The organism is Hydrogenophaga sp. (assembly GCF_050182545.1).
Classification (GTDB): domain Bacteria; phylum Pseudomonadota; class Gammaproteobacteria; order Burkholderiales; family Burkholderiaceae_C; genus Hydrogenophaga.
In genome coordinates this window covers 17097-40658 of record NZ_JBFXCD010000015.1, presented here as the reverse complement: position 1 = coordinate 40658, position 23562 = coordinate 17097, and the positions used below count along the sequence as shown (strand labels likewise).

The following is a 23562-nucleotide window of genomic DNA, read 5'->3' as shown; positions in this document are numbered from 1 at the left end:
GGAAGCGAAACTCAGGCCCCGCGCGTGAGCGAAGCGAAGCCGTACTTGTTCATGCTCACGAACTGGCCCACCGCCGGGTGCGGCACGAACCGCGTGCGGCAGTCGAGCACGGCGGGCAGGCCGGAATCCAGGGCGCGCTGGATGGCGGCGGCCACCTCGCCCGGGCGCGTGACCACCTCGCCGTGGCAGCCGAAGCCGCGCGCGATGGCCGCGTAGTCGGTGTCTTCCAGCGCGGTGCCCATCTCGAAATCCAGCCCGGCCCGCTGCCCCATGCGGATCACGCCCCAGGCGGCGTTGTTGTGGATCACGGTGATCACCGGCAGCCGGTAGCGGCGCGCGGTGTCGAGTTCATTGAGTGTGAAGCCGAAGGCGCCGTCGCCGGTGAGGTTGAACACGGCCTTGCCGGGGAACTGCGACTGCAGCGCGATCGCCGCCGGCAGGCCGTAGCCCAGGTGCGCCATGCCGGGCTCGTGAAAGCGCGTGCGCACCTCGTGCGCCGGCGTGAGGTCGTTGCTCCAGAAGGTGGTGTGGCCGCCGTCGTAGACCGCCAGCGCATCGGCGGGCATGGCATCGGCCACCGCCTTGGCCAGCGCGGCCGGGTGCATGGTCTCGTCGGTGTCCGCGATCATCAGCGCGAGCTTGTCCTCATGCGCCGCGCGCACGGCGCGCACCTCGGCCAGCCAGGCGGCGGGTGGCGGTGCCTCGTCACCCAGCGCAGCGAGCAGGTCGCGCAGCGCCTCGCCCGCGTCCGCCTGCATCGCCACGGCGTGCAGCGCGGGCTGGCCCAGCGCCGAGGGGTCGATGTTGATGTTGATGAGGTAGTGGTGGCGCCGCGCCAGCGCGCCGTGCTCGTCCCACATCCACGACGACCAGCGGCAGCCCACGCTCACGATCACGTCGGCGCGCGCGAAGGCGTGCTTGACCGATTCGCCCGCGATGATGCCGCCATGGCCGATGAAGTGCGGGCTGTCCGAAGGCACCACGCCCAGCGCCATCTGCGTGGGCACCACCGGCGCGTTCAGGCGTTGCGCGAGCCGGCGCAGCGCGGGCGCGGCGCTGGCCGCCACCACGCCACCACCGGCCACGATCAGCGGGCGCTTCGCGTCGCGCAGCAAGGCCACCGCCGCGTCCACCAGCGCGGCCGCCGGGCGCGGGCCCAGCGTGGCGCGGTAGCGCGAGGGGGCGATGTCGAATGCGTCGGCCGCGAAGGCGTGCACCTCGCCCAGCACGTCTTGCGGAATGTCCAGGTGCACCGGGCCGGGCCGCCCGCTCAACGCTTCGCGAAAAGCGCGGCGCGCCAGTTCGGGCATGCGGCGGCCGTCGTGCACCACCGCGTTCCATTTGGTCAGCGGCGCCGTCACCGCGCGCGTGTCCAGGTCCATGAACACGCCCACATGTGGGTACGACGCGGCGCGGTGCTGGTTGGTGGTGATGGCCAGCAGCGGCAGGTGGTTGTTGAAGGCCACGCCCAGGCCCGAGGCCATGTTGAGGCCACCCGGCCCGAGTTCGGCCACGGCCACCGCGATCCGGCCCGTGCCCGCGTGCACGGCGGCGGCCATCATCGGCCCGGCCGCTTCGTGGCGCACACCGATGAAGCGGATGCGCGGCTCCTGGCTCAGCGCATGGAACAGCGGCGAAAGCTTGCCGCCGACGATGCCGAACACCGTGTCCACGCCCTCGGCCAGCAGCACCCGCACCAGCGCCTGCGCGCCGCTCAGGTGCAGCGGCGGTGCCGATGTGGCGGGTGCATTGGCGGGCGGGTTGTGTGTCATGAAGGGCAGGTGTCTCAATCAAGGGGGTGGCGGATGGATGATGCGCGACCCGCCCGATCGGCGCGATGGACGATTCGGCCCGATCCTTGCACTTTTCCGGCATCGGGTGACAATCGCCGCCCCATGAACACATCACCCCTGTTGCTGGTTCCTTTCCGGGAGGTTCGCCACGACCAGCCCGACGACTGCCTGCACTACGAGTCCGTGGCGGTGCGCGGTACCGAGATGGACTGGACGATTCCGGCGCACCGCCACGAGGGCCTGCACCAGTTCCAGTGGCTGGAGCAGGGCCATGTGCGCGGCAGCATCGACGGGCGCGAGTTCGAAGCGCAGGCGCCGGTGCTGCTGATGCTCGCGCCCGGCTCGGTGCACGGCTTCACCTACACGCCCGACACCATCGGCCACCAGGTCACCGTGCCCACCACCACGCTGCGGCAGTTGCTGGGCGGCTCGACCCTGGCCGACGCGGAGCTGGGCGCGTCCTGCGTGCTGCCCGACATCGAAGGCGAGGGCGAGGCCGAATGCAGAAACCTGTTCGCGCAGGTCGCGCGCGAGTTCCGCACGCAGAGCCCGGGCCGCGTGCACGCGTTGCTGGCCTGCGCCACGCTGCTGGCGGTGCAGTTCCTGCGCCGCCGGGGCGAGCACTTCACGCGCGAGCGCGCCCAGGGCGCGCGCGACACCCTGCTGCGGCGCTACCTCGCGCTGGTGGAGCAGCACTACCGCGAGCACCGGCCGCTGTCCTTCTACGCCGAGGCGCTGGGCGTCACGCCCGACCACCTCAGCCGCACCTGCCGCCAGGCCACGAAGCAGTCGGCGCTGCAGATCGTGCACGAACGCCTGTTGCTCGAAGCGCGCCGCCTGCTCGCGTATTCACCGATGCCGGTGACCGAGGTGGCGCAGCAACTCGGCTACGACGACGCGGCCTACTTCAGCAAGTTCTTCAGCCGCAGCGTGGGCAACACGCCGTCGGAGTACCGGGCACTGGTGGCGAGTGGGGTGCGGGGCGAGGGTGTGTCGCCCTGAGGGCGGCCGCGAGCCGCCCTGAGCCAGGTGGAGGTTGACCGCTACCAGCGGCATGCCCGCCTGGTTGTCGAACTGCTGAGTTCAACGTCTGATTGCCAGGCGGCCATGGTGAAAGAGGCCAGGGCGCGGGTTCAGAGGACACCCAGGCTGTTGACGTTGCCTCTCGGGAGGGAGGCGGGTCAAGACTGGCCTCAGTCGTTCGAGGTCGGCGGCGTGAGCGACTGCTGCGATCATCATCGGACATTGAATAGTGCGCGGCCAGTGTGACCGCTGCGTCATCGACACCAGGCATTCGACACGATGCGATGAGGTCTTGGTGCTGTATTGCTGGAAGCCGAAGATTTTGACGCACCACCGAGGGCTGTTGCCGAGCTCAGTAAGCCGTCTCGTGGGCTTCCAGAATCAGCGACAGAGCCCGGGAGCCCTTGCAGTTCGCCTTGGCGCGCACGCGGCAATCGGCGTCGGCCTTGACAGCCAGACGGCAGTGGTATTCCAAGCTGTCGGTCTCGCCAAAGTCATGGCTCGGTATGCGGCGAGCCCATAAACGCTTGCCGTCCACTTCCACTGTCAGTTCAAGCAAGCTCTCAGATGCTTCCGCCGGCACATGCACCAGAAGTGTGGCATCGAGGTCGAAGGTGCGCTCTCGGCCCAGTGCCGCGGGAATCACCAGGGAGGCGACGTATTCGGTGCCCGCGTCATACTTCCAATATTCCAGATTCATGCGAAAAGTCTAAGCCCACTCCATCCCACTTCCAGCGCGCATGAAAAAGTTCCGTATCCGGATTGAGGGCCAGGCGGCTGACGTCGAGGCCGACAGCGAGACCAGCTTGTTCGCTGCAATGGCGCGCGCGGGGATTGCATGCCCGGTGTCCTTTCGCAACGGTACGTGTCGCATGTGCATTGCTCGCTTGCTACAGGGGCAAGCACGCTACGAAATTCCCTGGCCTGGCCTGAGCGCCGAAGAAAAGATAGAGGGCTATTGCCTTCCCTGTGTTGCCCGGCCAATGGCGGAGGTTGTCAAGCGCGACTATGTCAGCCGCATGGACCTCAGCGATGCACAGACCGTCGTGGCGCAGTTGCCTGCGGCGTTCGAGCACTTCAATAAGGTCCACCCACACTCGAGCTTGAGGATGAAATTGCCGCGCGAGTTCAGGCGTCAACGAGTTGAGCAGTTACGCCGCGCTCAACACGAACAACCGGCGCTACATTGCGTATAGGTCGTGTCCGGACTGCAGGGCAGATCAAGCGTTCGGAACCGGCTTTACGACAATCTCAACGCATAGAAGCCATGGGAACACTGGCCGGTGGGCGCGTAAGCGAGTGAAGGCACGCCTCTTTTGAAAGATTTTTCACTGCACAATGGGGTGCAGTTTGGGTGCGCACTCATGTCGCAAGTTCTGCCTCGCGCACGGAAACTGAGGCAGCGGGGGACTCGTCGACAAGATTCCCTAACCCGGTTTGACGTCGGGCTCAGGCGCAGTATGCGGTATTCCTAGAATCTTCAAGTGCGATCCCGATCCACCTGAGCTGTCACTTGAGGCAGGTTCGACCCGGCGTGCGCAGGGGCCCAAAGGGCCACGAATCGGCCCTCGTATGCTTCAGATTGCGCTGCGACTGCCGACATCTAAACTCTCGCCCATCAGTCCTCGTTGCGGCGAGTATTGTGCAGACCTTCCCTATCGCACCGAGAACTTTTCATCCCGCCATTTGAACGCTGCCTTGAGACCATGTTCTTGAGCGATGCCAAAAAACGCCTGCTTCTCGGGCGAATCCAGCAGATGAATGAGCGCGAACATTTCGGCGCCGTAATCGATGGTCGCCTGGAAGCCGCGCATGTCGTACCCACGGTTCAGGGCTTGTTTGTTCATGTGCATCGCATCGGGGGCAATCATGGAGAGCTTCAATGCCAGCGCCTTCGCCTCTTGAAGCAGATCCGCGGCGGGAACGACCTTGGTGACCAAACCCGCGTCGCACGCTTCGCGCGCGCCGATTCGATCGCCGGTGAGCATCATGGCCTTGGTCTTCTTCATGCCCAGAACCCAGGGCATGATCATCATCGGTGGCGCCGACTGGAACTGAATCTCGGGTTCGCCGAACTGCGCGTCATCCGCCGCCAGTGTGAAGTCGCACGCCATCGACAGCTCGCAGCCACCCCCCAGGCAGAAGCCGTTGACGGCCGCGATCACCGGCAGGCGCGATCGCCATATCTTCAGGAAGGTGTCGTTGCCCATGCGCGCGTGCTCGCGCCAATCCTGAACGGTGGTGAAGGGTTTCTCGCGCGGGCTCAGGTCGAAGCCGGAGCTGAAAGCGCGACCCGATCCCGCGATCACCAGCGCGCGGATGTCCGGGTCGGCCTCGAGGGCGTCCAGCGCGTGCTGCATCTCCAGCAGAATGTCGTCGCCCAGCGCGTTCATCTTTTCCGGCAGCGCGAGCGTAAGGGTGGCCACCCAGCGGTCGATGTCCAGGCGGATGCAGCGGTAGTTCGTTTCGTTTTTGGAAGTCATGTCGTAAGTCCTCTTTCAGTGGTTGATTTTTCGTGGAATGATCAGTGCATCCAATGGGCAGGCACCCTGACCGGCAGGAAGGACCGCCACGGGATTGAGTTCGATCGTCTCGATGCTGTCGGCATAGGCATCGGCGATCGCGGCGATCCTCACCAGCAGTTCCTCGAGCGCGGGCCGATCCGCCGCCGGTTCTCCTCGGTAGCCCGCGAGCAGCCGTGCCGCTCGGGTCTGTCCGACCAGATCGGACGCCCGGGCACGGCCAATGGGGGCGAGTGCAAAGGCGCTGTCGTTCATCAGTTCGACCAACACGCCGCCAGCACCGACGACGACGCCTCTTCCGAAGGGCGGATGCTGGGCCGTCCCGATGATCATCTCGACGCCACCCTGGACCATCTCCTGGACCACCACGCCGTGGATTCGCGCGCTGGGGTGGTGGCGCTTTACGCTCTCGTGGATGCGATGGAACGCGGTGGCCACCTCCTGGGCGTTCCGGATGGAAAGAGCGACTCCGCCCGCGTCGCTTTTGTGCGGGATGTCGGGGGAGTCGACCTTGAGCACGACGGGATAACCGATGTCATCCGCAGCTCGAACGGCCGCTTGCACAGACCCCGCCGTGGCCTCGCGAGCGATGCGCACGCCATGGTCTTGCAGGAATCGCTTGGCCTCGGCTTCAGACAGTGCGTCTCCCGTGGCCAGGCGCGCTTGCCAGGCCGGGATGGACTGCACATCCACTGGCGGCAGTGTGGCGACCGCCGTCCAGCTGTGCCACCGCAGGAACGCGCGAACGGCCACCAGGGCAGGGCGGGCGCCCTGCAAGCACGGGACTGGCGTGCCGCGCAGGGGCGCGACTGTGGCCGCATGCAGCGGACCCGCGACGTTGCTGTAGAAGACAACCGGCTTGCGCGACGTCTTCTCGGTCTCGACCGCTGTCTGCGCCAATCGCCCATAGCCGATCGCCGCAGCGTCACTCAATCCCGCGGGGCAATCCTGGGAAACCGCGAGCAGGCTCACACCAGGATCGTCGAGAAGGGCGTTCATGGCCTTCGCATACATCGACGGATCGGACAGCGCGGCACTGGTCGCATCGAGCGGATTGGCCGCCGTGCCAAAACTCGGCAGGATGGTTGAGAGCGCACGCGATGTGTCGTCGGACAGCGACGGCAGACTGAGGCCCAGCTCATGACCCAGGTCGCACGTCAGCGCCACTTCTCCGCCGCTGATGTTGATGACGGCCAGGCCGTTCCCCGAGGATGCCTTGCGCACCGCATCGAACAGCGCGCAGGTCTCGATCAACTCGTCCAGGTCGTCAAACACTTCGATGCCTGCCCGGCGGAAAAAGTCACTCGCGGCGGCATGCGAGGTGGCGAGCGAACCGGTATGCGCCGCAGACGCCGCTGCGCCTTTCGCGGTGCGGCCGACCTTGAGTGCCAGTACCGGCTTGCCGGCGGCACGCATGCGGATCGCGGCGGCCGCGAGCCGGTCGGGATGTCTCACCGCTTCGAGGAACAGGCACGCCACGCGGGTGTCCGGGTCCTCCGCGAAATGTTCGAGGTAATCCTCGACATCCAGCGCCGCGCTGTTGCCCATGGAGACCACATGGCTCATGCCGAAACGGCCCGTCCCGCTCAATGCGACGCATGCCGAGCCCGAGTGGGCCGCGATCGCCACGCCGCCGCGCGGTGCATCGTTGGCGAGCGGCGCGCTGTAGAGCGCGAATTGCCGATGCAGGTTGCGCACGCCCAGCACGTTCGGTCCGCAGACCTTCATACCGCTGCTGCGGCAGAAATCGGCCAGTGACTTCTGCATGCGCTGCCCGTGTTGACCGACTTCGGAGAACCCGCTCGCGAACACGACGGCCGCCTTGGCGCCCCGGTTCGCCGCTTGCTCCAGGATGGGGAGCACGCGTTCGGCCGCAAGGCCGATCGCGACGCATTCGGGCGCTTCAGGCAACGCGTCCAGCGTGGGAAAGCAATCCCAGTGAGCCAGACGCGTTTCGCTCGGGTGGATCGGGTAGACGGCCCCCATGAAGCCGGACCTCTGCAGGTTGTCCAGCACACGTTGGCCCAAGGCCCCGACGCGCGAGGACGCACCGACGACCGCAACAGAAGAGGGATTGAGAAGTGCATTCAGGCTCATCGCAATCCCCTAGGCGTTGACGTCGACGATGATCCGGCCGCGCACCTGGCCGGCCAGCAGTCTGGGTGCAACCGCAATGGCCTCCTGCAACCCGACCTCGCGCGAGATCACGCGAAGCAGCTCTCGATCGATCTCGTCGGCCAGGCACTGCCATGCGGTGCGGCGCACGGCCAACGGAGCCATGACGGAATCCACGCCTGCCAGCGTGACGCCGCGCAGGATGAACGGTGCCACGGTCATCGCCAGGTCCATGCCCTGGGCCAGCCCACATGCGGCCACGATGCCACCATAGCGCGTCGAAGCGCAGGCATTGGCCAGCGTGTGGCTTCCGACGGAGTCCACGACAGCGGCCCACGTCTCCTTCTCCAGAGGCTTGCCGCGCTCGGACAACGCCTTCCTGTCGATCACTCGCAAAGCGCCCAGCTTTTCGAGATAGGGCGTCTCTTCGGAGCGCCCCGTGCTAGCCACCACGTTGAAGCCGCGCCGCGCCAGCAGGGCGATCGCGACACTGCCCACGCCGCCGGCCGCGCCTGTGACGAGAACTTCGCCGTCCGATGGCTTGACCCCGTGCTTCTCTAGCTTGAGAACACACAGCATCGCCGTATAGCCCGCCGTGCCCAGCGCCATCGCATCACGGGCGTCGAGACTTGCCGGCAGCGAGACCAGCCAGTCGGCCTTGGCGCCGGCGTACTGGGCGAGACATCCCCAATGGCGTTCGCCCACCCCCCAGCCGTTCAGCACGACGCGTTGGCCGGCCTTCAAGTCGGGGTTGCTGCTTTCCTCGACCACACCGACGCCATCGATACCCGGCACCATCGGCCACTGGCGGACCACGGGCTCGCCCTTGACGATCGCCAGTGCGTCCTTGTAATTCAGCGACGAATACTCAACTCGCAGCCGGACTTCGGCGGGTGGGAACTCCTGTGCGGACAATTCGCGCACCTCGGCGCGCAGCGCGTCCTCGTGCTTGCTCAGAAAAATGGCCTTGACCACGATAGATCTCCTCGTTCTGTGCGGACTGTCCGCGACAGAAAGGAATCTAATTTCGGCCTGGCGTGCTCGCAAGCATCGATTTGTCGCCGATGCGTTCTGATGGCGAGAACGCAAGGGCTTGGTGCGCTGAGTTATCGCGCGGTGGTGCGCGACTCGACGACTTCGGCAATGCGTCCGATCATCGCGGCACTGGCCGCCGAAAGCGATCGTCCGCGGCGCGTGCAACAGGCCAGCTGTTGCGCGGAAATGCCGGTGTCGCGCAAGGGCACATAGACAACGGGAGAAGATTTCGAGACCGGCGCAATCACCTGCTGCGTCAGGATGGAAATGCCGATGCCCGCCTCGGTCGCCGAGCGCATCACTTCGTACGAGTTGGTCGTCATCGCGACTTCCGGCGTCACGCCGGCCTGCAGGAACATGCGGTCGAGCGTCGCGCGCAGAGCAAGCGATTCGTCGGGCATCACAAGCGGGTGAAGCGCGCAGTCCCGCAACCGCAAGGTGCGGCGAGATGCCAGCGGGTGTGTGCGGCGCATCATGACGCAGGCGCCAATCGCCAGCTTGACCGCGATCGTCACCCCGCTGTGGGGAGAGGGATTGAAGGCCAATGCAAAGTCGATCTCGTCGGCAAGAACCATCTCCACAAGGCGGGGGGAATTCGCCGCGACCACGTGGTACTGGATGTTGGGGTGGCTGCTGCGGAAGTGCGTCAACAAGCCAGGGAGAACCTCGCGCCACAACCCCTCATTGACGCCAAAGTTCACGGTGCCACGGTGCAGACCGAGCAGCGAGTCGATCTCGGTTCCCGCCGCCCCCAGCTCTGACATGGCCCGCTTGAGCCGGTAGAGCAAAATTTCCCCGGCGGCCGTCAGCTTCAAGCCCTCGCGTCCGCGCCCGCGCTCGAAGAGCTGCGACCCCATTTCGTCTTCCAGGTATTTGACGTGGCGGTTGATGGCTGAGGCGGCAATGTGGATCTGGTCTGACGCCTTGCGAAACGAGCCGGCCTTCGCCACCTCGAAGAAATACCTCAGTGAGAGTGGATGCTTCAGAGGAAAAAACGAATCGCGCGACATGGGCTGAGACTTCCGTTGGTGTCCTGTTTGCGTTCTCGATTCGAGCACGCAAATGGATGTATTCAATGATTGTCGATGTGCGGCGAGAAGTCTAGATTCCGTCCTCACCACAGTCGCATGGAGAGCAGTATGAAATCACAGATCGCCGTCCCCCGCCGCAGGCAATTGCTTGCCGCCTTCGCCCTCTCGCCCTTGACGGGTTGGGCGCAACAGAAGAGTGGCTGGCCTGATCGGCCCGTGCGCTTCGTCGTCGGGTGGCCTCCCGGCGGAAGCGCCGACACCACCGCGCGGCTCCTCGCGGAACAACTCGCCCGCCGCATCGGGCAGCCGATCGTCGTTGAAAACCGACCCGGCGCGAGCGGGCGACTGGGCGTTCAGCAGGTCATCAATTCGGAGCCCGACGGCTATACCTTCCTGTTCGCGGCGCCTTCCGAAATCACGATTGCTGCTGCCACTGTCCAGGTCTTGCCCTACGACTTCACCCGTGACCTGCAGCCCATCACCACGGTGGTTTCCGGCGCCATGATGATGATCGCCGATGCGCGCTTCGCACCGAACAACGTGCGCGAGCTGGAGAGCTATGCGAAGGCGAATCCGGGCAAGCTGAACTACGCCTCGTACGGCAACAACACGACCAATCACATCTACGGTGCGCAGTTCTGCTCGGCCGCCAACATCGAGGCCACGCACGTGCCGTACAAGGGCGGCGCGCCGGCCTGGAACGACATGATGGCCGGTCAGGTGCAGTTCATGTTCGACAACGCGGCCGTGGTCATGCCGCACGTTCGAGCCGGAAAGTTCAAGGCGTTGGCCGTGCTGAGCCCCGAGCGCATCGCGCTGGCCCCTGACACGCCGACGATGGCGGAGTCTGGCTATCCCAACATCGGGTTCAAGTCCTGGCTGGGGCTCTTCGCCCCCGCTCGGACACCCGCATCTATTGTGAGCACACTGCATGACGAGGTGGCCGCCACGCTGTCCAACCCGGCGTTTGCCCGGCAACTTGAAGAACGCGGCACGCCTCCCTGGCCTACGACACCGATAGAGTTTGGTAACGTGCTTCGCAACGAGGCGGCTGAGCTCAAGACGCTGGTCCGCAAGCTGGGGCTGAAGCTGGAATGAACGGTGCCGAAGCGCTGCTGCGAAGTCTCGTTGGCACGGGGATAGACACCTGCTTCTCCAATCCGGGAACCAGCGAGATGCATTTCGTGTCGGCGCTGGATCGGGTGGCCGGTATGCGAGCCATCCCCACGCTGGCGGAGGGTGTCGCAACGGGCGCCGCGGATGGCTACGGCCGCATGACCCGCCGTCCGGCCGCAACCTTGCTGCATTGCGGTCCGGGGCTGGCCAACGGACTTGCCAACTTGCACAACGCGCGCAGGGCGCGCTCGCCGATCGTCAATCTGATTGGCGATCTCTCCCATGGCCATCGGCCCGCAGATCCGCCCCTCGCCATGGACATCGAGGCACTGGCGCGCACGGTGTCCCACTGGACGAGAACCGTGCTCGACGTGCACGCTGTCGCCCGGGACGGTGTTGCCGCAGTGGCCGCGTCGCTGACGGCGGGCAGGGGGGTTGCGAGCCTCGTGCTGCCTTCCGATGTGTGCTGGTCCGACGGTGCGCAGTTCGCCACGCCTGCAACAGTGGCGGCCAGGACGTTGGTCGATGCGGTCACCATCGACAAGGCGCGGCGCGCGTTGAACGGCCCTGCCTCCGCGCTGCTTCTCGGCGGCGACGCCCTGACGGGAGACGCGCTGTTTCTGGCCGGCGCCATCGCCAAACGCACGGGCGCACTGCTGTTGACGGAAAGCGCGATCGCTCGAATCGAACGCGGGCGAGGGAGGCCGGTGGTCATGCGGATTCCCTATGCCCCATCGGCGGCCGTGTCGTTCATGGCGGGCATCCAGAGGCTGGTGCTCGCGGGCGCGAAGCGTCCGGTATTCTCGTTCGCCGGACCCGACGGGCGGTCGCATCCCGGAGCCGAGGGCATCGACGTGTCGACGCTGGTCCACGCCGAAGAGGATGTGGCCGATGCGCTCGAGCGGCTCGCGAGCGCGCTCGATTGCGCCCCGTGGGTCGCAGAAGAGGAAAGCGCCGACGAGGTACAGCCCGCGTCCGGCACGATCCATCACGACGCGTTTGCGCAGTCGTTGGCGGTGTTGATGCCGAGGGACTGCATCGTCGTCGACGAAAGCGTGAGTTTCGGAAGAAGCATGTTCCAGATGACCCAGCGCGCGGCCGCACACGACTGGCTGCAGCTCACGGGGGGCGCCATCGGCATGGGGATGCCCCTTGCCACGGGTGTCGCCGTGGCCTGCCCTGGAAGGCGTGTGGTCAATGTCGAGGCCGACGGCTCGGCACTCTACACATTGCAGGCGCTCTGGACGCAGGCACGGGAGCGGTTGAACGTGACAACCATCATCCTGTCCAACCGTCGCTATGCCATTCTGTTCGACGAGATGAAGCGCGTTGGTGCAAAGACATCGACCGTATCGGAGGACCTCCTGACGCTGGACAGGCCCGACATGGACTGGGTCAGGATCGCCTCAGGATTCGGCGTCGAGGCTGAGCGGGCAACGACGATGGAGGCCTTCAACGCCGCTTTCCAGCGGTCCATCGAAGCGCAGGGGCCGCGACTTATCGAGCTGGTCATCTGAGTAACCCGCAGCGCGAGTGTTGCGCTGGATGTTGCGCGGGTCCCGCGCGCTGCTCAACGGCCGTACGCGGCATTTACGCACCTGGAGGCTGGTGCGGGTGAACGCGAGCGACAACTTCTAGCCATAAAGCAGTCCTCCGCCCCGTCCGCGCGACAGACAGCAATCGCTGCAGAACCGACCTCTGCAAACCAACGTTCAACACCCGCAGCGGGTCGTGTACCAAGCGTCAATAAGCACCCATGTAATCGCGTTTACCGATCTCAACGCCGTTGTGGCGCAGGATGGCATAGGCGGTGGTCACGTGGAAGAAAAACTGCGGCAGGCCGTAGTGCAGCAGGTATGCGCTGGCCATCAGCTTCTTTTCCTTGGGGGTGCCGGGGCGCAACACGATCTCGCGGCTCTCACTTGAATCAAACTGATCAGGCTTGAAGGAGCCGATATGGGTCAGAGCCTTGGTGATCAATGCTTGCAGGTCCACGAAGCTGACCTCGGTGTCGGGCCAGGACGGCACCTCGGCACCCGCCAGGCGGGATGCAATGCCCTTGGAGAAGTCTGCGGCGATCTGTACCTGACGTACCAGCGGAAACATGTCGGGAAACAGCCGCGCCTGCAGCAGCGCATTGGGGTCGATCTTCTTTTGCGTCGCGTGGTCTTCGGCCTTCTTGAGCACATCGGACAAGGCTTGCAGCATCTGCTGCATGACGGGAACGGAGGCGGTGTACAGCGGGCTGGTCATGATGAATTCACTTTTAAATGGGGCACGATCGCCGGGGCTGGCATGGCAGGGGCCCTGCCGAGCCTGCGAGGCTAACAGCATCGGGCCCACCATCGGGTGGTGGTCCACGCCAGAGCATGTGCATTTTGAGTATTCCCCTGTGCCTCCCACCCATGGGCGCGGCTCACCCCCTCTCCTAGCATTGACCCGACTCGAACACCGGGTTCGGGGCTACAACCAAATCAGGAGACAAAGAGCATGGAACTGAAACTGTGGGCAGCCGCATCCGTTGTCGCCGCGGCCAGTGTGGGCGTGGCCCAGGCGCAGGGCAACCAGCAAGGCAAGCTTTCCAACGACGCGTTGCGCATCGGTGTGCTGACGGACATTTCCGGCGTGTACGCCGACATCTCCGGCAAGGGCGCGGTGGAGGCCGTGAAGATGGCCGTGGAGGACTTCGGCGGCACCATGTTCGGCAAGCCGATCGAGGTGGTTTCCGCGGACCACCAGAACAAGGCGGACGTGAGCGCGGCCAAGGCGCGCGAGTGGTACGACGGCGGCGTGGACATGATCAACGACCTGGCCAACTCGGGCGTGGCCCTGGCCGTGGCCGGGGTGGCGAAGGAGAAGAAGCGCCACGCCATCGTGAACAACGCGTCCAACGTGGGCGTGACGAATGCGCAGTGTTCGCCCTACACGGTGCACTACACGTATGACGCCTATTCGCTGGCGCACGGCACCGGCAAGGCGATTGCCGAAGGTGGTGGCGATACCTGGTTCTTCCTCACGGTGGACTTCGCCTTCGGCATCGGCCTGGAGCAGCAGGTGAGCGACGTGGTGCGCGCCAGCAAGGGCCGTGTGGTGGGCGCCGCGCGCCACCCGCTGGGCACGACGGACTTTTCGTCCTACGTGCTGCAGGCCCAGGCCTCCAAGGCCAAGATCGTCGGCCTGGCTTCCACCGGCAACGACACCATCAACGCCATCAAGGCGGCCAACGAGTTCGGCCTGACCAGGAACCAGAAGCTGGCCGCGCTGCTGCTGTGGATCCAGGACGTGCACGCGCTGGGCCTGCCCACCGCACAGGGCCTGCAGCTCACCAACGCCTGGTACTGGGACATGAACGACGAATCGCGCGCGTTCGCGAAGCGCTACCAGCAGCGCGTGGGCGGCCAGATGCCGAACATGGCGCACGCGGGTGACTACTCGTCCACCATGCACTACCTCAAGGCGGTGCAGGCGGCGGGCACGGACGACCCGGATGCGGTGTCGGCCAAGATGCGCGAGATGCCCATCAGCGACATGTTCACCAAGGCCGGCAAGATCCGCGAAGACGGCCGCATGGTGCACGACATGTACCTGTGGCAGGTGAAGACGCCCGCCGAGTCCAAGGGCGCGTGGGACTACCTCAAGGCCGTGAAGACCATCCCCGCCGACCAGGCCTTCATGCCGCTGGCGCAAAGCACCTGCTACCTCGTCAAGAAGTAGACGTCCCGTTACTGGACGCCCCCCGTTGCTTGCTCACTGCGTGTAGCCGCATACCCCCCACTGGGGGGCGGGCCGGCCGCTTCGGAGCGGCCGTGCGCAGCGGCCCCTTGACTGCCTCTCTCCACCATGTCTCCTATCCTCGAAACGCAGGGCCTTTCCCGCAGCTTCCACGGGTTTCACGCGGTCTCCAGCGTGAACCTGTCGGTGCAGGAGGGCAGCATCCACGCCCTCATCGGCCCCAACGGCGCCGGCAAGACGACCTGCTTCAACCTGCTCACGCGCTTCATCGACGCGACGGCCGGGCGCATCCAGTTCCAGGGCCAGGACATCACGCGCACGCCGGCCGATGCGGTGGCGCGCCTGGGGCTGGTGCGTTCGTTCCAGATCTCGGCGGTGTTCGGGCAGCTGAGCGTGTTCGAGAACGTGCGCCTGGCGGTGCAGCGCCGCCGCGGGCATTCCATGGACTGGTGGCGCAGCGACAAGGCGCTGGCGGTGTACGACGCGCGCACCCATGAACTGCTGGCCGAGGCCGGCCTGTCCGACTGGGCCGGGCACCTGGCCGGCGAGCTGCCCTACGGCCGCAAGCGTGCCCTGGAACTGGCCACCACGCTGGCGCTGGAGCCGCGCGTGCTGCTGCTGGACGAGCCCATGGCCGGCATGGGCGCCGAAGACATCGCCCAGGCCGCCGCGCTCATCCGCCAGGCCGCGCGCGGTCGCACGGTGCTCATGGTGGAACACAACCTCTCGGTGGTGGCCGACCTGTGCGACCGCATCACCGTGCTCGCGCGCGGCGAGGTGCTGGCCGAAGGCGACTACGCCACCGTGTCGAAAGACCCGCTCGTGGTGGAGGCCTACCTGGGCCACGGCCACGCCGGGCAGCGCAAGCACCACAACACCCGCGCGGAGGCGTCGCATGGCTGAGCCGCTGCTGGCGCTGCGCGACCTCAAGGCCTGGTACGGCCCCAGCCAGGCCTTGCACGGCGCCAGCCTGGACGTGCGCGAAGGCGAACTCGTCACGCTGCTGGGCCGCAATGGCGCGGGCAAGTCCACGCTGCTGAAATCCATCATGGGCATGATGGACAAACGCCAGGGCTCGATCCGCTTCAAGGGCCAGGAACTCATCGGCCTGGCGCCGCACCACATCGGCCGGCGGGGCATTGCCTTCTGCCCGGACGACCGGGGCATCTACGCCTCGCTCACCGTGCGCGAGAACCTGCGCCTGCCACCGGTGGTGGCCGACGGCGGCATGAGCGAGGACGAACTCTTCGAGCTGTTTCCCAACCTCGCTCAGCGCGCCGGCTCGGCGGGCACGCACCTCTCGGGCGGCGAGCAGCAGATGCTGGCGATCGCGCGCATCCTGCGCACCGGTGCGCGCGTGCTGCTGCTGGACGAACCCACCGAAGGCCTGGCCCCTGTCATCGTGGACCGCATCGGCGACCTCATCCGCCAGCTCAAGAAGCGCGGCTACACCATCGTGCTGGTGGAGCAGAACGTGCACTTCGCGGCGGAACTCGCGGACCGGCACTGCCTGATGGAGTCGGGCCGCATCACCGACACCTTCGATGCGGCGACGCTGCTGCGCGATTTCGACGCCATCACTTCAAGGATCGGGGTCTAGAGATGCCGCATCCTGTAGTCCGACGGACGAAACCCGGTCAGGCGTTTGAAGGTGTTCGAGAACGCGAACGGGTTCACGTACCCCACGCTGTGCGCAATGGCCTCGATCTTCTCGCTGGTCGTGGCCAGCAGGTGCGCGGCGTGCGCGATGCGCAGGTTGGCCAGCTGCTTGCCGGGGCTGCGGCCCAGGCTCTTCTGGCACAGGCGGCGCAGGTGTTCCTCGCTGGTGCTGGCCAGGGCCGCGAGGTCGGCCAGCGTCCAGTCGCGCGCCAGGTCGTTCTTCACCGCGTTCCACACCGGCACCAGGCGCGGCTCGCGCTGCAGCGGCTCCAGGATGCGCGCCACATAGCGTTCGATCACGTCCACCCACACCACGCAGGTGCCGGGGTCGGCCGCACCTTCCATCTCGGCGGCCAGACCCTGTATGGCGTTCTGCAGCACGCGGCCGTCGAACGGGCTCATGGCGGGGGCCATGGCGCCGTCCACGGAACGCACGGACTCGGGCTTGAAGCGCACCCAGGCGAGCTGCCAGCGCTTGCCCGGCACGCAGTGGAAGGCGTGCAGCACGTGCGCGGGCGCAAAGGTCACGCTGCCGGGCTTGTGGGTGTACCAGCGCCCGTCCAGCAAGGTTTGACCCTCGCCGCCCAGACACACCTGCATGAAGGCGCCGCTCAGGTTCGTGCGCACCACCGTGTAGGGCGCGGCGGCGTCCACCACCGACACATGGGCAATGTGGCGCGCGGCCAGCGCGTCGCACTGCTCGGCGCGCACCACCGTCTGCGCGGTGTCATCACCCATCACCAGGGTTTCACGGGAGAGATCGGGATGTTTCTGCGGCATGGCCTGCGCATCATAGGGACCGCACATGGTTGAGGTATTCGGTCTTCCCCTGCCGGTGCTCGCCGGCCAGGTCATGCTCGGGCTGGTCAACGGCTGCTTCTATGCCGTGCTCAGCCTCGGGCTGGCGGTCATCTTCGGCCTGCTGCGCATCGTCAACTTCGCGCACGGCGCGTTCTTCATGGTCGGCGCGTTCGGCGCCTGGATGCTGCAGCGCTACCTGGGCTGGGGCTACTGGGCCGCTATCGTGCTGGTGCCGCTGATCGTGGGTGCACTCGGCGGTGTGTTCGAGCGTGGTCTGCTGCGCCGCCTCTACGGTCTGGACCCGATCTACGGCCTTCTGCTCACCTTCGGCCTGGTGCTGGTGCTCGAAGGGGGCTTTCGCGTGGCGTTCGGCACCTCGGGCCAGCCCTACCCGGTGCCCGACAACCTGCAGGGCGTGTTCAACCTCGGCTTCATGATCCTGCCGATCTACCGCGCCTGGGTCATCGTGGCGGCGCTTGCCGCCTGCGGCCTCACCTGGTGGCTGATCGAGCGCACCCCGCTGGGGGCGCGCCTGCGTGCCGCCACCGAGAAGCCGCAGCTCACACAGTCGTTCGGGGTGAACGTGCCGCGTCTGCTCACCTTCACCTACGCGGGCGGCATTGCGCTGGCGGCCTTCACCGGCGTGCTGGCCGCGCCCATCCTGCATGTGAACTCGGGCATGGGCTCCAACCTGGTGATCATCGTCTTCGCCATCGTCGTCATCGGCGGCATGGGCTCGGTGCTGGGCTCCATCGTCACGGCGCTGGGCATCGGCGTGATCGAAGGGCTGGCCAAGGTGTTCTATTCCGAGGCCTCCACCACGGTGATCTTCGTGGTGATGGCGCTGGTCCTTCTCTTCCGCCCACGCGGCCTGTTCGGCAAGGAGGGGGCCGCATGAACATGACCATGCCGACCTGGCAGAAGGCCTTCATGGCCGTGGTGGTGCTGGCCCTGCTGGTGGTGCCCTGGGTGCCGCAGGTGGTGTACCCGGTGTTCGTGATGAAGCTGATGTGCATGGCCCTGTTCGCCTGCGCCTACAGCCTGCTGCTGGGTTTCGGCGGCATGATGTCCTTCGGCCACGCGGCCTTCTTCGGTGGCGCGGCCTACATGACCGGCCTGGCCGCCAAGCACTGGGGCCTGCCGCCCGAACTGGCCCTGCTGTTCGGCACCGCGTCGGCGGCGCTGCTGGGCGCCGTGTTCGGCGCGCTGGCCATCCACCGCCAGGGCATCTACCTGGCCATGATCACGCTGGCGCTGGCGCAGATGGTGTATTTCATCTTCCTGCAACTGCCCTTCACCGGCGCGGAGGACGGCCTGCAGCAGATCCCGCGCGGCAGCCTGTTCGGGTTCATCGACCTGCGCAGCGACTTCGCCCTCTACCACCTGGTGCTGCTGCTCACGCTGGCCGGGCTGTGGCTCATCCACCGCGTGGTGCGCTCGCCCTTCGGCCACGTGGTGGTGGCCATCCGGGAACACGAGCCGCGCGCGCGTTCGCTGGGCTACCCGGTGGAGCGCTACAAGCTCATGCTGTTCGTGCTCTCGGCCGCGCTCTCGGGCCTGGCCGGTTCCCTGAAGGCGCTGGTGTTCCAGCTCGCCGCGCTGTCCGACGTGCACTGGCACCTTTCGGGCGACGTGGTGCTCATGGCGCTGCTGGGCGGCATGCACACCGTTTTCGGTCCCGCCATCGGCGCGGCGCTGGTGGTGGGCCTGCAGTACTACCTCGATGCCTTTGGCGGCTGGGTGACGCTGGTCACCGGCCTGATCTTCATGGTGTGTGTGCTGGCCTTTCGCAGCGGCATTGCCGGTGCGGTGGCCGCGCTGCGCACGCGTCCGCGCAGCGACCCCTGAACCGTTTCACCAGACCGACCCGATTCCACTTCAAGGAGACCTTTCATGCCGCGTTTCGAACGCCAAGCCCTGATGGCGAAATTCCAGGACATGGTCCGCCGCCGCGTGCCCATCATTGGCGGCGGTGCCGGCACCGGCATCTCCGCCAAGTGCGAGGAGGCCGCCGGCATCGACCTGATCGTGATCTACAACTCCGGCCGCTACCGCATGGCCGGGCGCGCCTCGTCCGCCGGCCTGCTGGCCTACGGCAACGCCAACGACATCGTGCTGGAGATGGCCGGCGAGGTGCTGCCGGTGGCGAAGAAGACGCCGGTGATTGCGGGCGTGAACGGCACGGACCCCTTCATCGTCATGCCGGTGTTCCTGAAGAAGCTCAAGGAACTCGGGTTTTCCGGCGTGCAGAACTTTCCCACCGTGGGCATCATCGACGGCACCTTCCGCCAGAGCCTCGAGGAGACCGGCATCAACTACGCGACCGAGGTCGAGATGATCGGCGAGGCCCACGCGATCGACCTGCTGACCACGCCCTATGTGTTCTCCGCCGAGGAGGCGGTGGCCATGACCGAGGCCGGTGCCGACTTCGTGGTGCCGCACCTGGGCGTGACCACCGGCGGCACCATTGGCGCCACGTCCGCGAAGTCGCTGGCCGAGTCGGTGAAACTCATCGACGAATGGGGCGAGGCCGCGCGCCGCGTGCGCAAGGACGTGATCGTGATCGCGCACGGCGGGCCGATCTCCTCACCCGAGGACGTGGCCTACGTGTTCAAGCACAGCACGCACTGCAACGGCTTCTACGGCGCGAGCAGCATGGAACGGTTGCCAACCGAAATCGCTATCAAGTCGCATGTGGAACGCTACAAGAACCTGAGTTTCTGAAACCCTACGAGAGGAGACACACATGGCACGGGTCTACGTGAGCGCGGTGATGAACGCCACCATCGATCAGGCATGGTCCTACCTGCGCGACTTCGGCGCGCTCGGCAACTACCACCCCTATTTCGAGAAGTCCTACATCGAGGACGGCAAGCCTTCCGACCAGATCGGCTGCGTGCGCCACTTCACCGTGCGCGAGGACGGCGGCTACCTGCGCGAGCAGTTGCTGGCGTTGTCCGACGACGAGCACCGCTGCCGCTACAAGATCCTGCACATCGACGCACCCTGGACCAACTACGTGGCCGAGATGCACCTGCTGCCCGTGACCGAGGGCAACCGCTGTTTCGGCGAATGGTGGGCCGAGTGGGACGTGCCCGCCGACCAGGAGGCCGAGGCGCTGGAGCGTGTGGCCGGCACCTTCCGCACCTTCTTCGAGTGCGTGAACGCGCACTACGAGAAACGCAAATGAACAACGTCTTGCCACCCACGGCCTGGGTGGTCGGCACCTTCGACACCAAGGCCGCGGAACTGGACTACCTCGCGGGCCTGGTGCGCGCGGCCGGCGTGCGCGTGGTCACGGTGGACGTGGGCACGCGCAGCGCACCGGGCGCGGCCGATATCGACGCCGCCACCGTGGCCAGCCACCACCCGCGTGGCGCGGCCGCCGTGTTCGACACGCAAGACCGGGGCGAGGCGGTGATCGCCATGGGCGACGCGCTGGCCACCCTGGTGCGCGAGCGCCTGGCCGCCGGCGAGATCCAGGCCATGCTGGGCGTGGGCGGATCGGGGGGCAGTTCCATGATCGCGCCGGCCATGCGCCTGCTGCCCATTGGCGTGCCGAAGCTGCTGGTCTCCACCATGGCGGCGGGCAACGTCGCGGCCTACGTGGGCGTGGTGGACATGACGCTGATGTACCCGGTGACCGACATTGCCGGCCTCAACCGGCTCTCGCGCACCATCCTGGCCAATGCGGCCCACGCGCTGGTGGGCATGCTGCAGCACGATACACCCGCGGACGGCGGGCAGGACAAGCCCGCCATCGGCCTGACGATGTTCGGTGTCACCACCCCCTGTGTGCAGGCCGTGCGCGGGCTGCTGCAGGACGACTTCGACGCCCAGGTGTTCCACGCCAACGGCGCGGGCGGTCGCACGCTCGAAGCACTGGCCGCGGCCGGCCTGTTGCGCGCGGTCGTGGACGTCACCACCACCGAGGTGGGCCAGCACCTGGCCGGCGGCGTGTGCGACGCCGGCCCCGACCGGCTCGACGCCGCCGCGCGCCATGGCCTGCCCTGGGTGGGCTCGGTCGGCGCGCTGGACATGATCAACTGGGGCGCCCCGTCCACCATTCCCGAACGGCACAAGGGCCGCCGCTTCCACGTGCACAACGCCGACGTGACGCTCATGCGCAGCAACGCGCAGGAACTGGAAGCGGCAGCGCGGCGCATCGCCGAACAGCTCAACCGGTCGCCCGGCCCGGTGCGCCTGCTGCTGCCGCTGGGCGGACTGTCGATGATCGACGCACCCGGCCAGCCGTTTCACGACCCGGCCGCCGACGCGGTGCTGTTTCAAACGCTGGAGCGCCTGTTCGTGGCGAGCGACACGCACCGGTTGATCAAGTTGCCGCACCACATCAACGACCCGGCGTTCGCCGCGGCCGTGGCCGAACAGGTGAGGGCGGTGCTGGTGTAAGGTGCCGCTCCATGAGCGAGCACCTCCACGATCCCATCGAACAGGCCAAGGCCGCGTTCTTCGAAGGCAATGCCCTGTTCGAGGCCGGCCGGCTCGACGAGGCCCTGGCGCGCTACCAGGCCGCGCTCGCGCTGGTGCCGGGGCGCCCCTCCGTGCTCGCCAACCTGGGCGTCACCCAGTGCCGCCTGGGCCACTGGGCCGAGGCCGTGCAGACCCTCACGCAGGCCACGCAGGCCGATCCCGCGAACCGCGACGCGTGGATCGCGCTCGGGCTTTCGCACGAGGCGCTGTCGCGCTGGGGCGATGCGGTGCCGGCATTGCAGCGGGGCCAGCAACTCGGCGCGGCGACGCCGCAGATCAGCCTGTCGCTGGCGATGTGCCTGCTGCGGCTGGACCGCGCCGACGAGGCGCTGCAGGCCCTGGACCAGGCCCTGGCGCTGGACCCCACACTGGCCGAGGCCTGGAGCCAGCGCGGCAGCCTGCTGCGCGAGATGGGACGCCACGCCGAGGCCGCGCGCTGTTTCGAGCAGGCCCTGGCGCACGGCGGCGACGAGACGCTGCACCGCTTCTACCTCGCCTCCGTGAAGGCGGGCGAGGCCACGCCCGCGCAGCCGCCCCGCGCCTACGTGGAAGCGCTGTTCGACGACTACGCTGGCGACTTCCAGACCCATCTCGTCGAAAACCTGAAGTACCAGGCGCACGAAACGCTGCTCGCGCCCCTGCGAGCGGGCGGCCAGCGTTTCCCGCTGGTGCTCGATCTGGGCTGTGGCACCGGCCTGTGCGGCCAGCTCATCCGTGCGCAGGCCGATGCGGTGGACGGCGTGGACCTGGCGCCCGCCATGGTGGAGCAGGCGCGCGCCAGCGGGGCCTACCGCCGCGTGGAGCAGGGCGACCTGCTCGGCTTCCTGCGATCGCAGAGCGAACCTGCGGACCTCGTGATCGCGGCCGACGTGTTCATCTACGTGGGCGCGCTGGAAGAGGTCTTCGCCGCCGTGCGCCAGCGCCTCAGGTCCGGTGGCTGTTTCGCTTTCTCGGTCGAGCTGGCGGGCCAGGGGCAGGATCTGCAGCTGCTGTCCAGCCTGCGCTACGCGCATTCGCCGGCCTATGTGGAGCGCCTGGCGAAGGCCCACGGCTTTCGCGTGCAGGACACCCGGCAGGCGCCACTGCGCGAGGACCAGCGCAGGCCGGTTGCGGGGTTGTATGTGTGGCTGGAGGCGGCGGCCAGTCGCTAGGCTGCCGTGTCCCTGGCGGGCTTGTACTTGAATGTCGCGCGGATCACACCGTGGTCGGTCGTGCCGTCGGCCTTGTGGTCGTCGAAGTTCAGGTGGTCGTTGTTGATCGACAGGCCGTCGAAGATCCAGATGCGCTTCTTGCTGTTGTCGTAGAACTCCTGGCTGACCAGGATGTGGTCCAGCGACTCGCGGATGTCCTGGTACACGTGCGTGTAGTACACGTCGCGCGTGTCGCGGTACTCCTGCAATGTCTGCGCGGTGTACAGCGCGGTGTCGCCGCCGCCCTTGCTCTCGCCCACCAGGTAGCGGGGCTGCTCGGTCAGGATGTTGGCGGTGTTGCTGTGCTGGCCGTCGTTGATGTCGCCCAGCACGATCACCGGCGTGTCGTTGTCCTTCATCTGCTCCGAGAGCAGGAAGCGCACCGCCGCGGCCTCGGCGGTGCGGCGGATGGTGGAGAGTGCCGCGCCCAGGCCAGTGGCGTGCTTGGTGTAGAGCGGCCGGTTGGCCTTGTACCAGGTTTCGTTGAACACCTTGGTCGGCCCCTTGGACTTGAAGTGGCATACGTAGACATGCACATCGGGCCCGGCCTCGCGCGGGCGGATCGTGAAGTGCAGCACCGGCCGCGAGAAGCCCTCGATGTTGACCGCAATGCGTGGCGTCTGCGGGTCGTCACCCCGGGACTGCAGCACGAAGCCCGGCGGGAAGTCCGCAATCCATTCCGGTGCACCCTGCAGCAGGCCCTTGCGCACGATGGCACTGCAGGTGATGCGGCTGCCGTTGGCTTCGGGGGGCGCCAGCAGGTCGTACTCGGCGGCCAGCCCCGCAGCCTCCAGCACGCGGGCGAGCGAGGCCGCATGCCAGAGCTCCTGGAAGCCGAACACGTCGGCCTTGAGCATGCGCAGTTGCCGGGCGGCCCAGTCGATCTTCAGGTCGTATTCGGCCTGGGTCCATCCGTCGCGGTCGGTGTAGATCGGCAGGCCCGGTTCGTTCAGGTTGTACAGGTTGAACGAGCCGATGCTGAGCTGGCGCAGGTTCATGGCGGGCCTCCTCGTCAAGGGCTGGGGTCACTGTGCGCCGTGCACGGCGATACCGC

The 23562-nt window shown here is 66.8% G+C and carries 21 protein-coding genes and 2 pseudogenes; 14 read left to right on the top strand and 9 right to left on the bottom strand.

Annotation, left to right across the window (positions count from 1 at the left end; translation table 11 throughout):
• Nucleotides 1-11 precede the first annotated feature (11 nt).
• Nucleotides 12-1772: a thiamine pyrophosphate-binding protein gene (locus AB7P10_RS15065; protein ID WP_428294663.1), complete on the bottom strand. Its 1761-nt coding sequence runs from the start codon at nt 1770-1772 to the stop codon at nt 12-14.
• Nucleotides 1773-1895: 123 nt separating this feature from the next.
• Here AB7P10_RS15065 and AB7P10_RS15060 point away from each other — a divergent pair, with 123 nt between their 5' ends.
• Complete coding sequence (locus AB7P10_RS15060) at nt 1896-2795, top strand: AraC family transcriptional regulator (protein ID WP_428294662.1); 900 nt, start codon at nt 1896-1898, stop codon at nt 2793-2795.
• Nucleotides 2796-3168: 373 nt separating this feature from the next.
• Here the strand turns inward: AB7P10_RS15060 and AB7P10_RS15055 are convergent, their stop codons facing one another.
• Complete coding sequence (locus AB7P10_RS15055) at nt 3169-3516, bottom strand: hypothetical protein (RefSeq protein WP_428294661.1); 348 nt, start codon at nt 3514-3516, stop codon at nt 3169-3171.
• 40 nt (nt 3517-3556) lie between these two features.
• Here AB7P10_RS15055 and AB7P10_RS15050 point away from each other — a divergent pair.
• Together AB7P10_RS15050 and AB7P10_RS15045 are read left to right on the top strand one after the other, a co-directional pair.
• Nucleotides 3557-3787: pseudogene (locus tag AB7P10_RS15050) on the top strand (2Fe-2S iron-sulfur cluster-binding protein); the annotation flags it as partial.
• A 24-nt stretch (nt 3788-3811) separates the two neighbouring features.
• Nucleotides 3812-4012, top strand: a pseudogene (locus AB7P10_RS15045) (IS3 family transposase); the annotation flags it as partial.
• Nucleotides 4013-4471: 459 nt separating this feature from the next.
• On the opposite strand, the gene AB7P10_RS15040 reads toward AB7P10_RS15045, so the two are convergent.
• The 4 genes from AB7P10_RS15040 to AB7P10_RS15025 all read right to left on the bottom strand — a co-directional run bounded on the left by AB7P10_RS15040 (nt 4472) and on the right by AB7P10_RS15025 (nt 9498).
• Nucleotides 4472-5299 (bottom strand): enoyl-CoA hydratase/isomerase family protein, encoded by an 828-nt coding sequence (locus AB7P10_RS15040; protein WP_428294660.1) that lies wholly within the window; start codon nt 5297-5299, stop codon nt 4472-4474.
• Nucleotides 5300-5314: 15 nt separating this feature from the next.
• Nucleotides 5315-7435 (bottom strand): acetate--CoA ligase family protein, encoded by a 2121-nt coding sequence (locus AB7P10_RS15035; RefSeq protein WP_428294659.1) that lies wholly within the window; start codon nt 7433-7435, stop codon nt 5315-5317.
• 9 nt (nt 7436-7444) lie between these two features.
• Nucleotides 7445-8428: an MDR family oxidoreductase gene (locus tag AB7P10_RS15030; RefSeq protein WP_428294658.1), complete on the bottom strand. Its 984-nt coding sequence runs from the start codon at nt 8426-8428 to the stop codon at nt 7445-7447.
• 131 nt (nt 8429-8559) lie between these two features.
• A complete protein-coding gene (locus AB7P10_RS15025; RefSeq protein WP_428294657.1) occupies nt 8560-9498 on the bottom strand; it encodes a LysR family transcriptional regulator in 939 nt (312 codons plus the stop codon).
• A 129-nt stretch (nt 9499-9627) separates the two neighbouring features.
• Between AB7P10_RS15025 and AB7P10_RS15020 the strand changes: the two genes are divergently transcribed.
• The gene (locus AB7P10_RS15020; RefSeq protein ID WP_428294656.1) at nt 9628-10617 is read left to right on the top strand and encodes a Bug family tripartite tricarboxylate transporter substrate binding protein; all 990 of its coding nucleotides are present in this window, start codon (nt 9628-9630) and stop codon (nt 10615-10617) included.
• Nucleotides 10614-12152: an acetolactate synthase large subunit gene (locus tag AB7P10_RS15015; RefSeq protein WP_428294655.1), complete on the top strand. Its 1539-nt coding sequence runs from the start codon at nt 10614-10616 to the stop codon at nt 12150-12152. The genes AB7P10_RS15020 and AB7P10_RS15015 overlap by 4 nt, the downstream gene beginning before the upstream one ends.
• 226 nt (nt 12153-12378) lie before the next feature.
• On the opposite strand, the gene AB7P10_RS15010 is transcribed toward AB7P10_RS15015, so the two are convergent.
• On the bottom strand, nt 12379-12888 hold the full coding sequence (locus AB7P10_RS15010; RefSeq protein WP_428294654.1) for a DUF1993 domain-containing protein: 510 nt from the start codon (nt 12886-12888) through the stop codon (nt 12379-12381).
• A gap of 237 nt (nt 12889-13125) precedes the next feature.
• Here AB7P10_RS15010 and AB7P10_RS15005 point away from each other — a divergent pair, with 237 nt between their 5' ends.
• The 3 genes from AB7P10_RS15005 to AB7P10_RS14995 all read left to right on the top strand — a co-directional run bounded on the left by AB7P10_RS15005 (nt 13126) and on the right by AB7P10_RS14995 (nt 15967).
• Nucleotides 13126-14349, top strand: coding sequence for an ABC transporter substrate-binding protein (locus AB7P10_RS15005; protein ID WP_428294653.1), 1224 nt, complete (start codon nt 13126-13128; stop codon nt 14347-14349).
• Nucleotides 14350-14475: 126 nt separating this feature from the next.
• Entirely contained in the window at nt 14476-15270 is a 795-nt protein-coding gene (locus tag AB7P10_RS15000) for an ABC transporter ATP-binding protein (protein WP_428294652.1), read from the top strand.
• On the top strand, nt 15263-15967 hold the full coding sequence (locus tag AB7P10_RS14995; protein ID WP_428294651.1) for an ABC transporter ATP-binding protein: 705 nt from the start codon (nt 15263-15265) through the stop codon (nt 15965-15967). The genes AB7P10_RS15000 and AB7P10_RS14995 overlap by 8 nt, the downstream gene beginning before the upstream one ends.
• On the opposite strand, the gene AB7P10_RS14990 is transcribed toward AB7P10_RS14995, so the two are convergent.
• Nucleotides 15964-16806, bottom strand: a complete 843-nt coding sequence (locus AB7P10_RS14990) for an AraC family transcriptional regulator (RefSeq protein WP_428294650.1) — start codon at nt 16804-16806, stop codon at nt 15964-15966. The two genes, AB7P10_RS14995 and AB7P10_RS14990, sit on opposite strands and share 4 nt — an antisense overlap.
• Before the next feature lie 25 nt (nt 16807-16831).
• Between AB7P10_RS14990 and AB7P10_RS14985 the strand changes: the two genes are divergently transcribed.
• Genes AB7P10_RS14985 through AB7P10_RS14960 form a run of 6 tightly spaced genes read left to right on the top strand, consistent with a single transcriptional unit; the run spans nt 16832 to nt 22469 of the window.
• Nucleotides 16832-17725 (top strand): branched-chain amino acid ABC transporter permease, encoded by an 894-nt coding sequence (locus tag AB7P10_RS14985; protein WP_428294649.1) that lies wholly within the window; start codon nt 16832-16834, stop codon nt 17723-17725.
• 2 nt (nt 17726-17727) lie between these two features.
• Nucleotides 17728-18675, top strand: coding sequence for a branched-chain amino acid ABC transporter permease (locus AB7P10_RS14980; RefSeq protein WP_428294714.1), 948 nt, complete (start codon nt 17728-17730; stop codon nt 18673-18675).
• A 45-nt stretch (nt 18676-18720) separates the two neighbouring features.
• The gene (locus tag AB7P10_RS14975; protein WP_428294648.1) at nt 18721-19551 is read left to right on the top strand and encodes a phosphoenolpyruvate hydrolase family protein; all 831 of its coding nucleotides are present in this window, start codon (nt 18721-18723) and stop codon (nt 19549-19551) included.
• A gap of 22 nt (nt 19552-19573) precedes the next feature.
• The gene (locus AB7P10_RS14970) at nt 19574-20017 is read left to right on the top strand and encodes an SRPBCC family protein (RefSeq protein ID WP_428294647.1); all 444 of its coding nucleotides are present in this window, start codon (nt 19574-19576) and stop codon (nt 20015-20017) included.
• The gene (locus AB7P10_RS14965; protein ID WP_428294646.1) at nt 20014-21237 is read left to right on the top strand and encodes a Tm-1-like ATP-binding domain-containing protein; all 1224 of its coding nucleotides are present in this window, start codon (nt 20014-20016) and stop codon (nt 21235-21237) included. The genes AB7P10_RS14970 and AB7P10_RS14965 overlap by 4 nt, the downstream gene beginning before the upstream one ends.
• Nucleotides 21238-21248: 11 nt before the next feature.
• The gene (locus tag AB7P10_RS14960; protein ID WP_428294645.1) at nt 21249-22469 is read left to right on the top strand and encodes a tetratricopeptide repeat protein; all 1221 of its coding nucleotides are present in this window, start codon (nt 21249-21251) and stop codon (nt 22467-22469) included.
• Here the strand turns inward: AB7P10_RS14960 and AB7P10_RS14955 are convergent.
• Nucleotides 22466-23506, bottom strand: coding sequence for an endonuclease/exonuclease/phosphatase family protein (locus AB7P10_RS14955; protein ID WP_428294644.1), 1041 nt, complete (start codon nt 23504-23506; stop codon nt 22466-22468). The genes AB7P10_RS14960 and AB7P10_RS14955 overlap by 4 nt on opposite strands.
• Between the last annotated feature and the right edge of the window lie 56 nt (nt 23507-23562).

Coding starts and splice junctions, on each gene's coding strand:
- AB7P10_RS15065 (WP_428294663.1), bottom strand. CDS start 1,772: ATGACACACAACCCGCCCGCCAATGCACCCGCCACATCGGCACCGCCG.
- AB7P10_RS15060 (WP_428294662.1), top strand. CDS start 1,896: ATGAACACATCACCCCTGTTGCTGGTTCCTTTCCGGGAGGTTCGCCAC.
- AB7P10_RS15055 (WP_428294661.1), bottom strand. CDS start 3,516: ATGAATCTGGAATATTGGAAGTATGACGCGGGCACCGAATACGTCGCC.
- AB7P10_RS15040 (WP_428294660.1), bottom strand. CDS start 5,299: ATGACTTCCAAAAACGAAACGAACTACCGCTGCATCCGCCTGGACATC.
- AB7P10_RS15035 (WP_428294659.1), bottom strand. CDS start 7,435: ATGAGCCTGAATGCACTTCTCAATCCCTCTTCTGTTGCGGTCGTCGGT.
- AB7P10_RS15025 (WP_428294657.1), bottom strand. CDS start 9,498: ATGTCGCGCGATTCGTTTTTTCCTCTGAAGCATCCACTCTCACTGAGG.
- AB7P10_RS15020 (WP_428294656.1), top strand. CDS start 9,628: ATGAAATCACAGATCGCCGTCCCCCGCCGCAGGCAATTGCTTGCCGCC.
- AB7P10_RS15015 (WP_428294655.1), top strand. CDS start 10,614: ATGAACGGTGCCGAAGCGCTGCTGCGAAGTCTCGTTGGCACGGGGATA.
- AB7P10_RS15010 (WP_428294654.1), bottom strand. CDS start 12,888: ATGACCAGCCCGCTGTACACCGCCTCCGTTCCCGTCATGCAGCAGATG.
- AB7P10_RS15005 (WP_428294653.1), top strand. CDS start 13,126: ATGGAACTGAAACTGTGGGCAGCCGCATCCGTTGTCGCCGCGGCCAGT.
- AB7P10_RS15000 (WP_428294652.1), top strand. CDS start 14,476: ATGTCTCCTATCCTCGAAACGCAGGGCCTTTCCCGCAGCTTCCACGGG.
- AB7P10_RS14995 (WP_428294651.1), top strand. CDS start 15,263: ATGGCTGAGCCGCTGCTGGCGCTGCGCGACCTCAAGGCCTGGTACGGC.
- AB7P10_RS14990 (WP_428294650.1), bottom strand. CDS start 16,806: ATGCCGCAGAAACATCCCGATCTCTCCCGTGAAACCCTGGTGATGGGT.
- AB7P10_RS14985 (WP_428294649.1), top strand. CDS start 16,832: ATGGTTGAGGTATTCGGTCTTCCCCTGCCGGTGCTCGCCGGCCAGGTC.
- AB7P10_RS14980 (WP_428294714.1), top strand. CDS start 17,728: ATGACCATGCCGACCTGGCAGAAGGCCTTCATGGCCGTGGTGGTGCTG.
- AB7P10_RS14975 (WP_428294648.1), top strand. CDS start 18,721: ATGCCGCGTTTCGAACGCCAAGCCCTGATGGCGAAATTCCAGGACATG.
- AB7P10_RS14970 (WP_428294647.1), top strand. CDS start 19,574: ATGGCACGGGTCTACGTGAGCGCGGTGATGAACGCCACCATCGATCAG.
- AB7P10_RS14965 (WP_428294646.1), top strand. CDS start 20,014: ATGAACAACGTCTTGCCACCCACGGCCTGGGTGGTCGGCACCTTCGAC.
- AB7P10_RS14960 (WP_428294645.1), top strand. CDS start 21,249: ATGAGCGAGCACCTCCACGATCCCATCGAACAGGCCAAGGCCGCGTTC.
- AB7P10_RS14955 (WP_428294644.1), bottom strand. CDS start 23,506: ATGAACCTGCGCCAGCTCAGCATCGGCTCGTTCAACCTGTACAACCTG.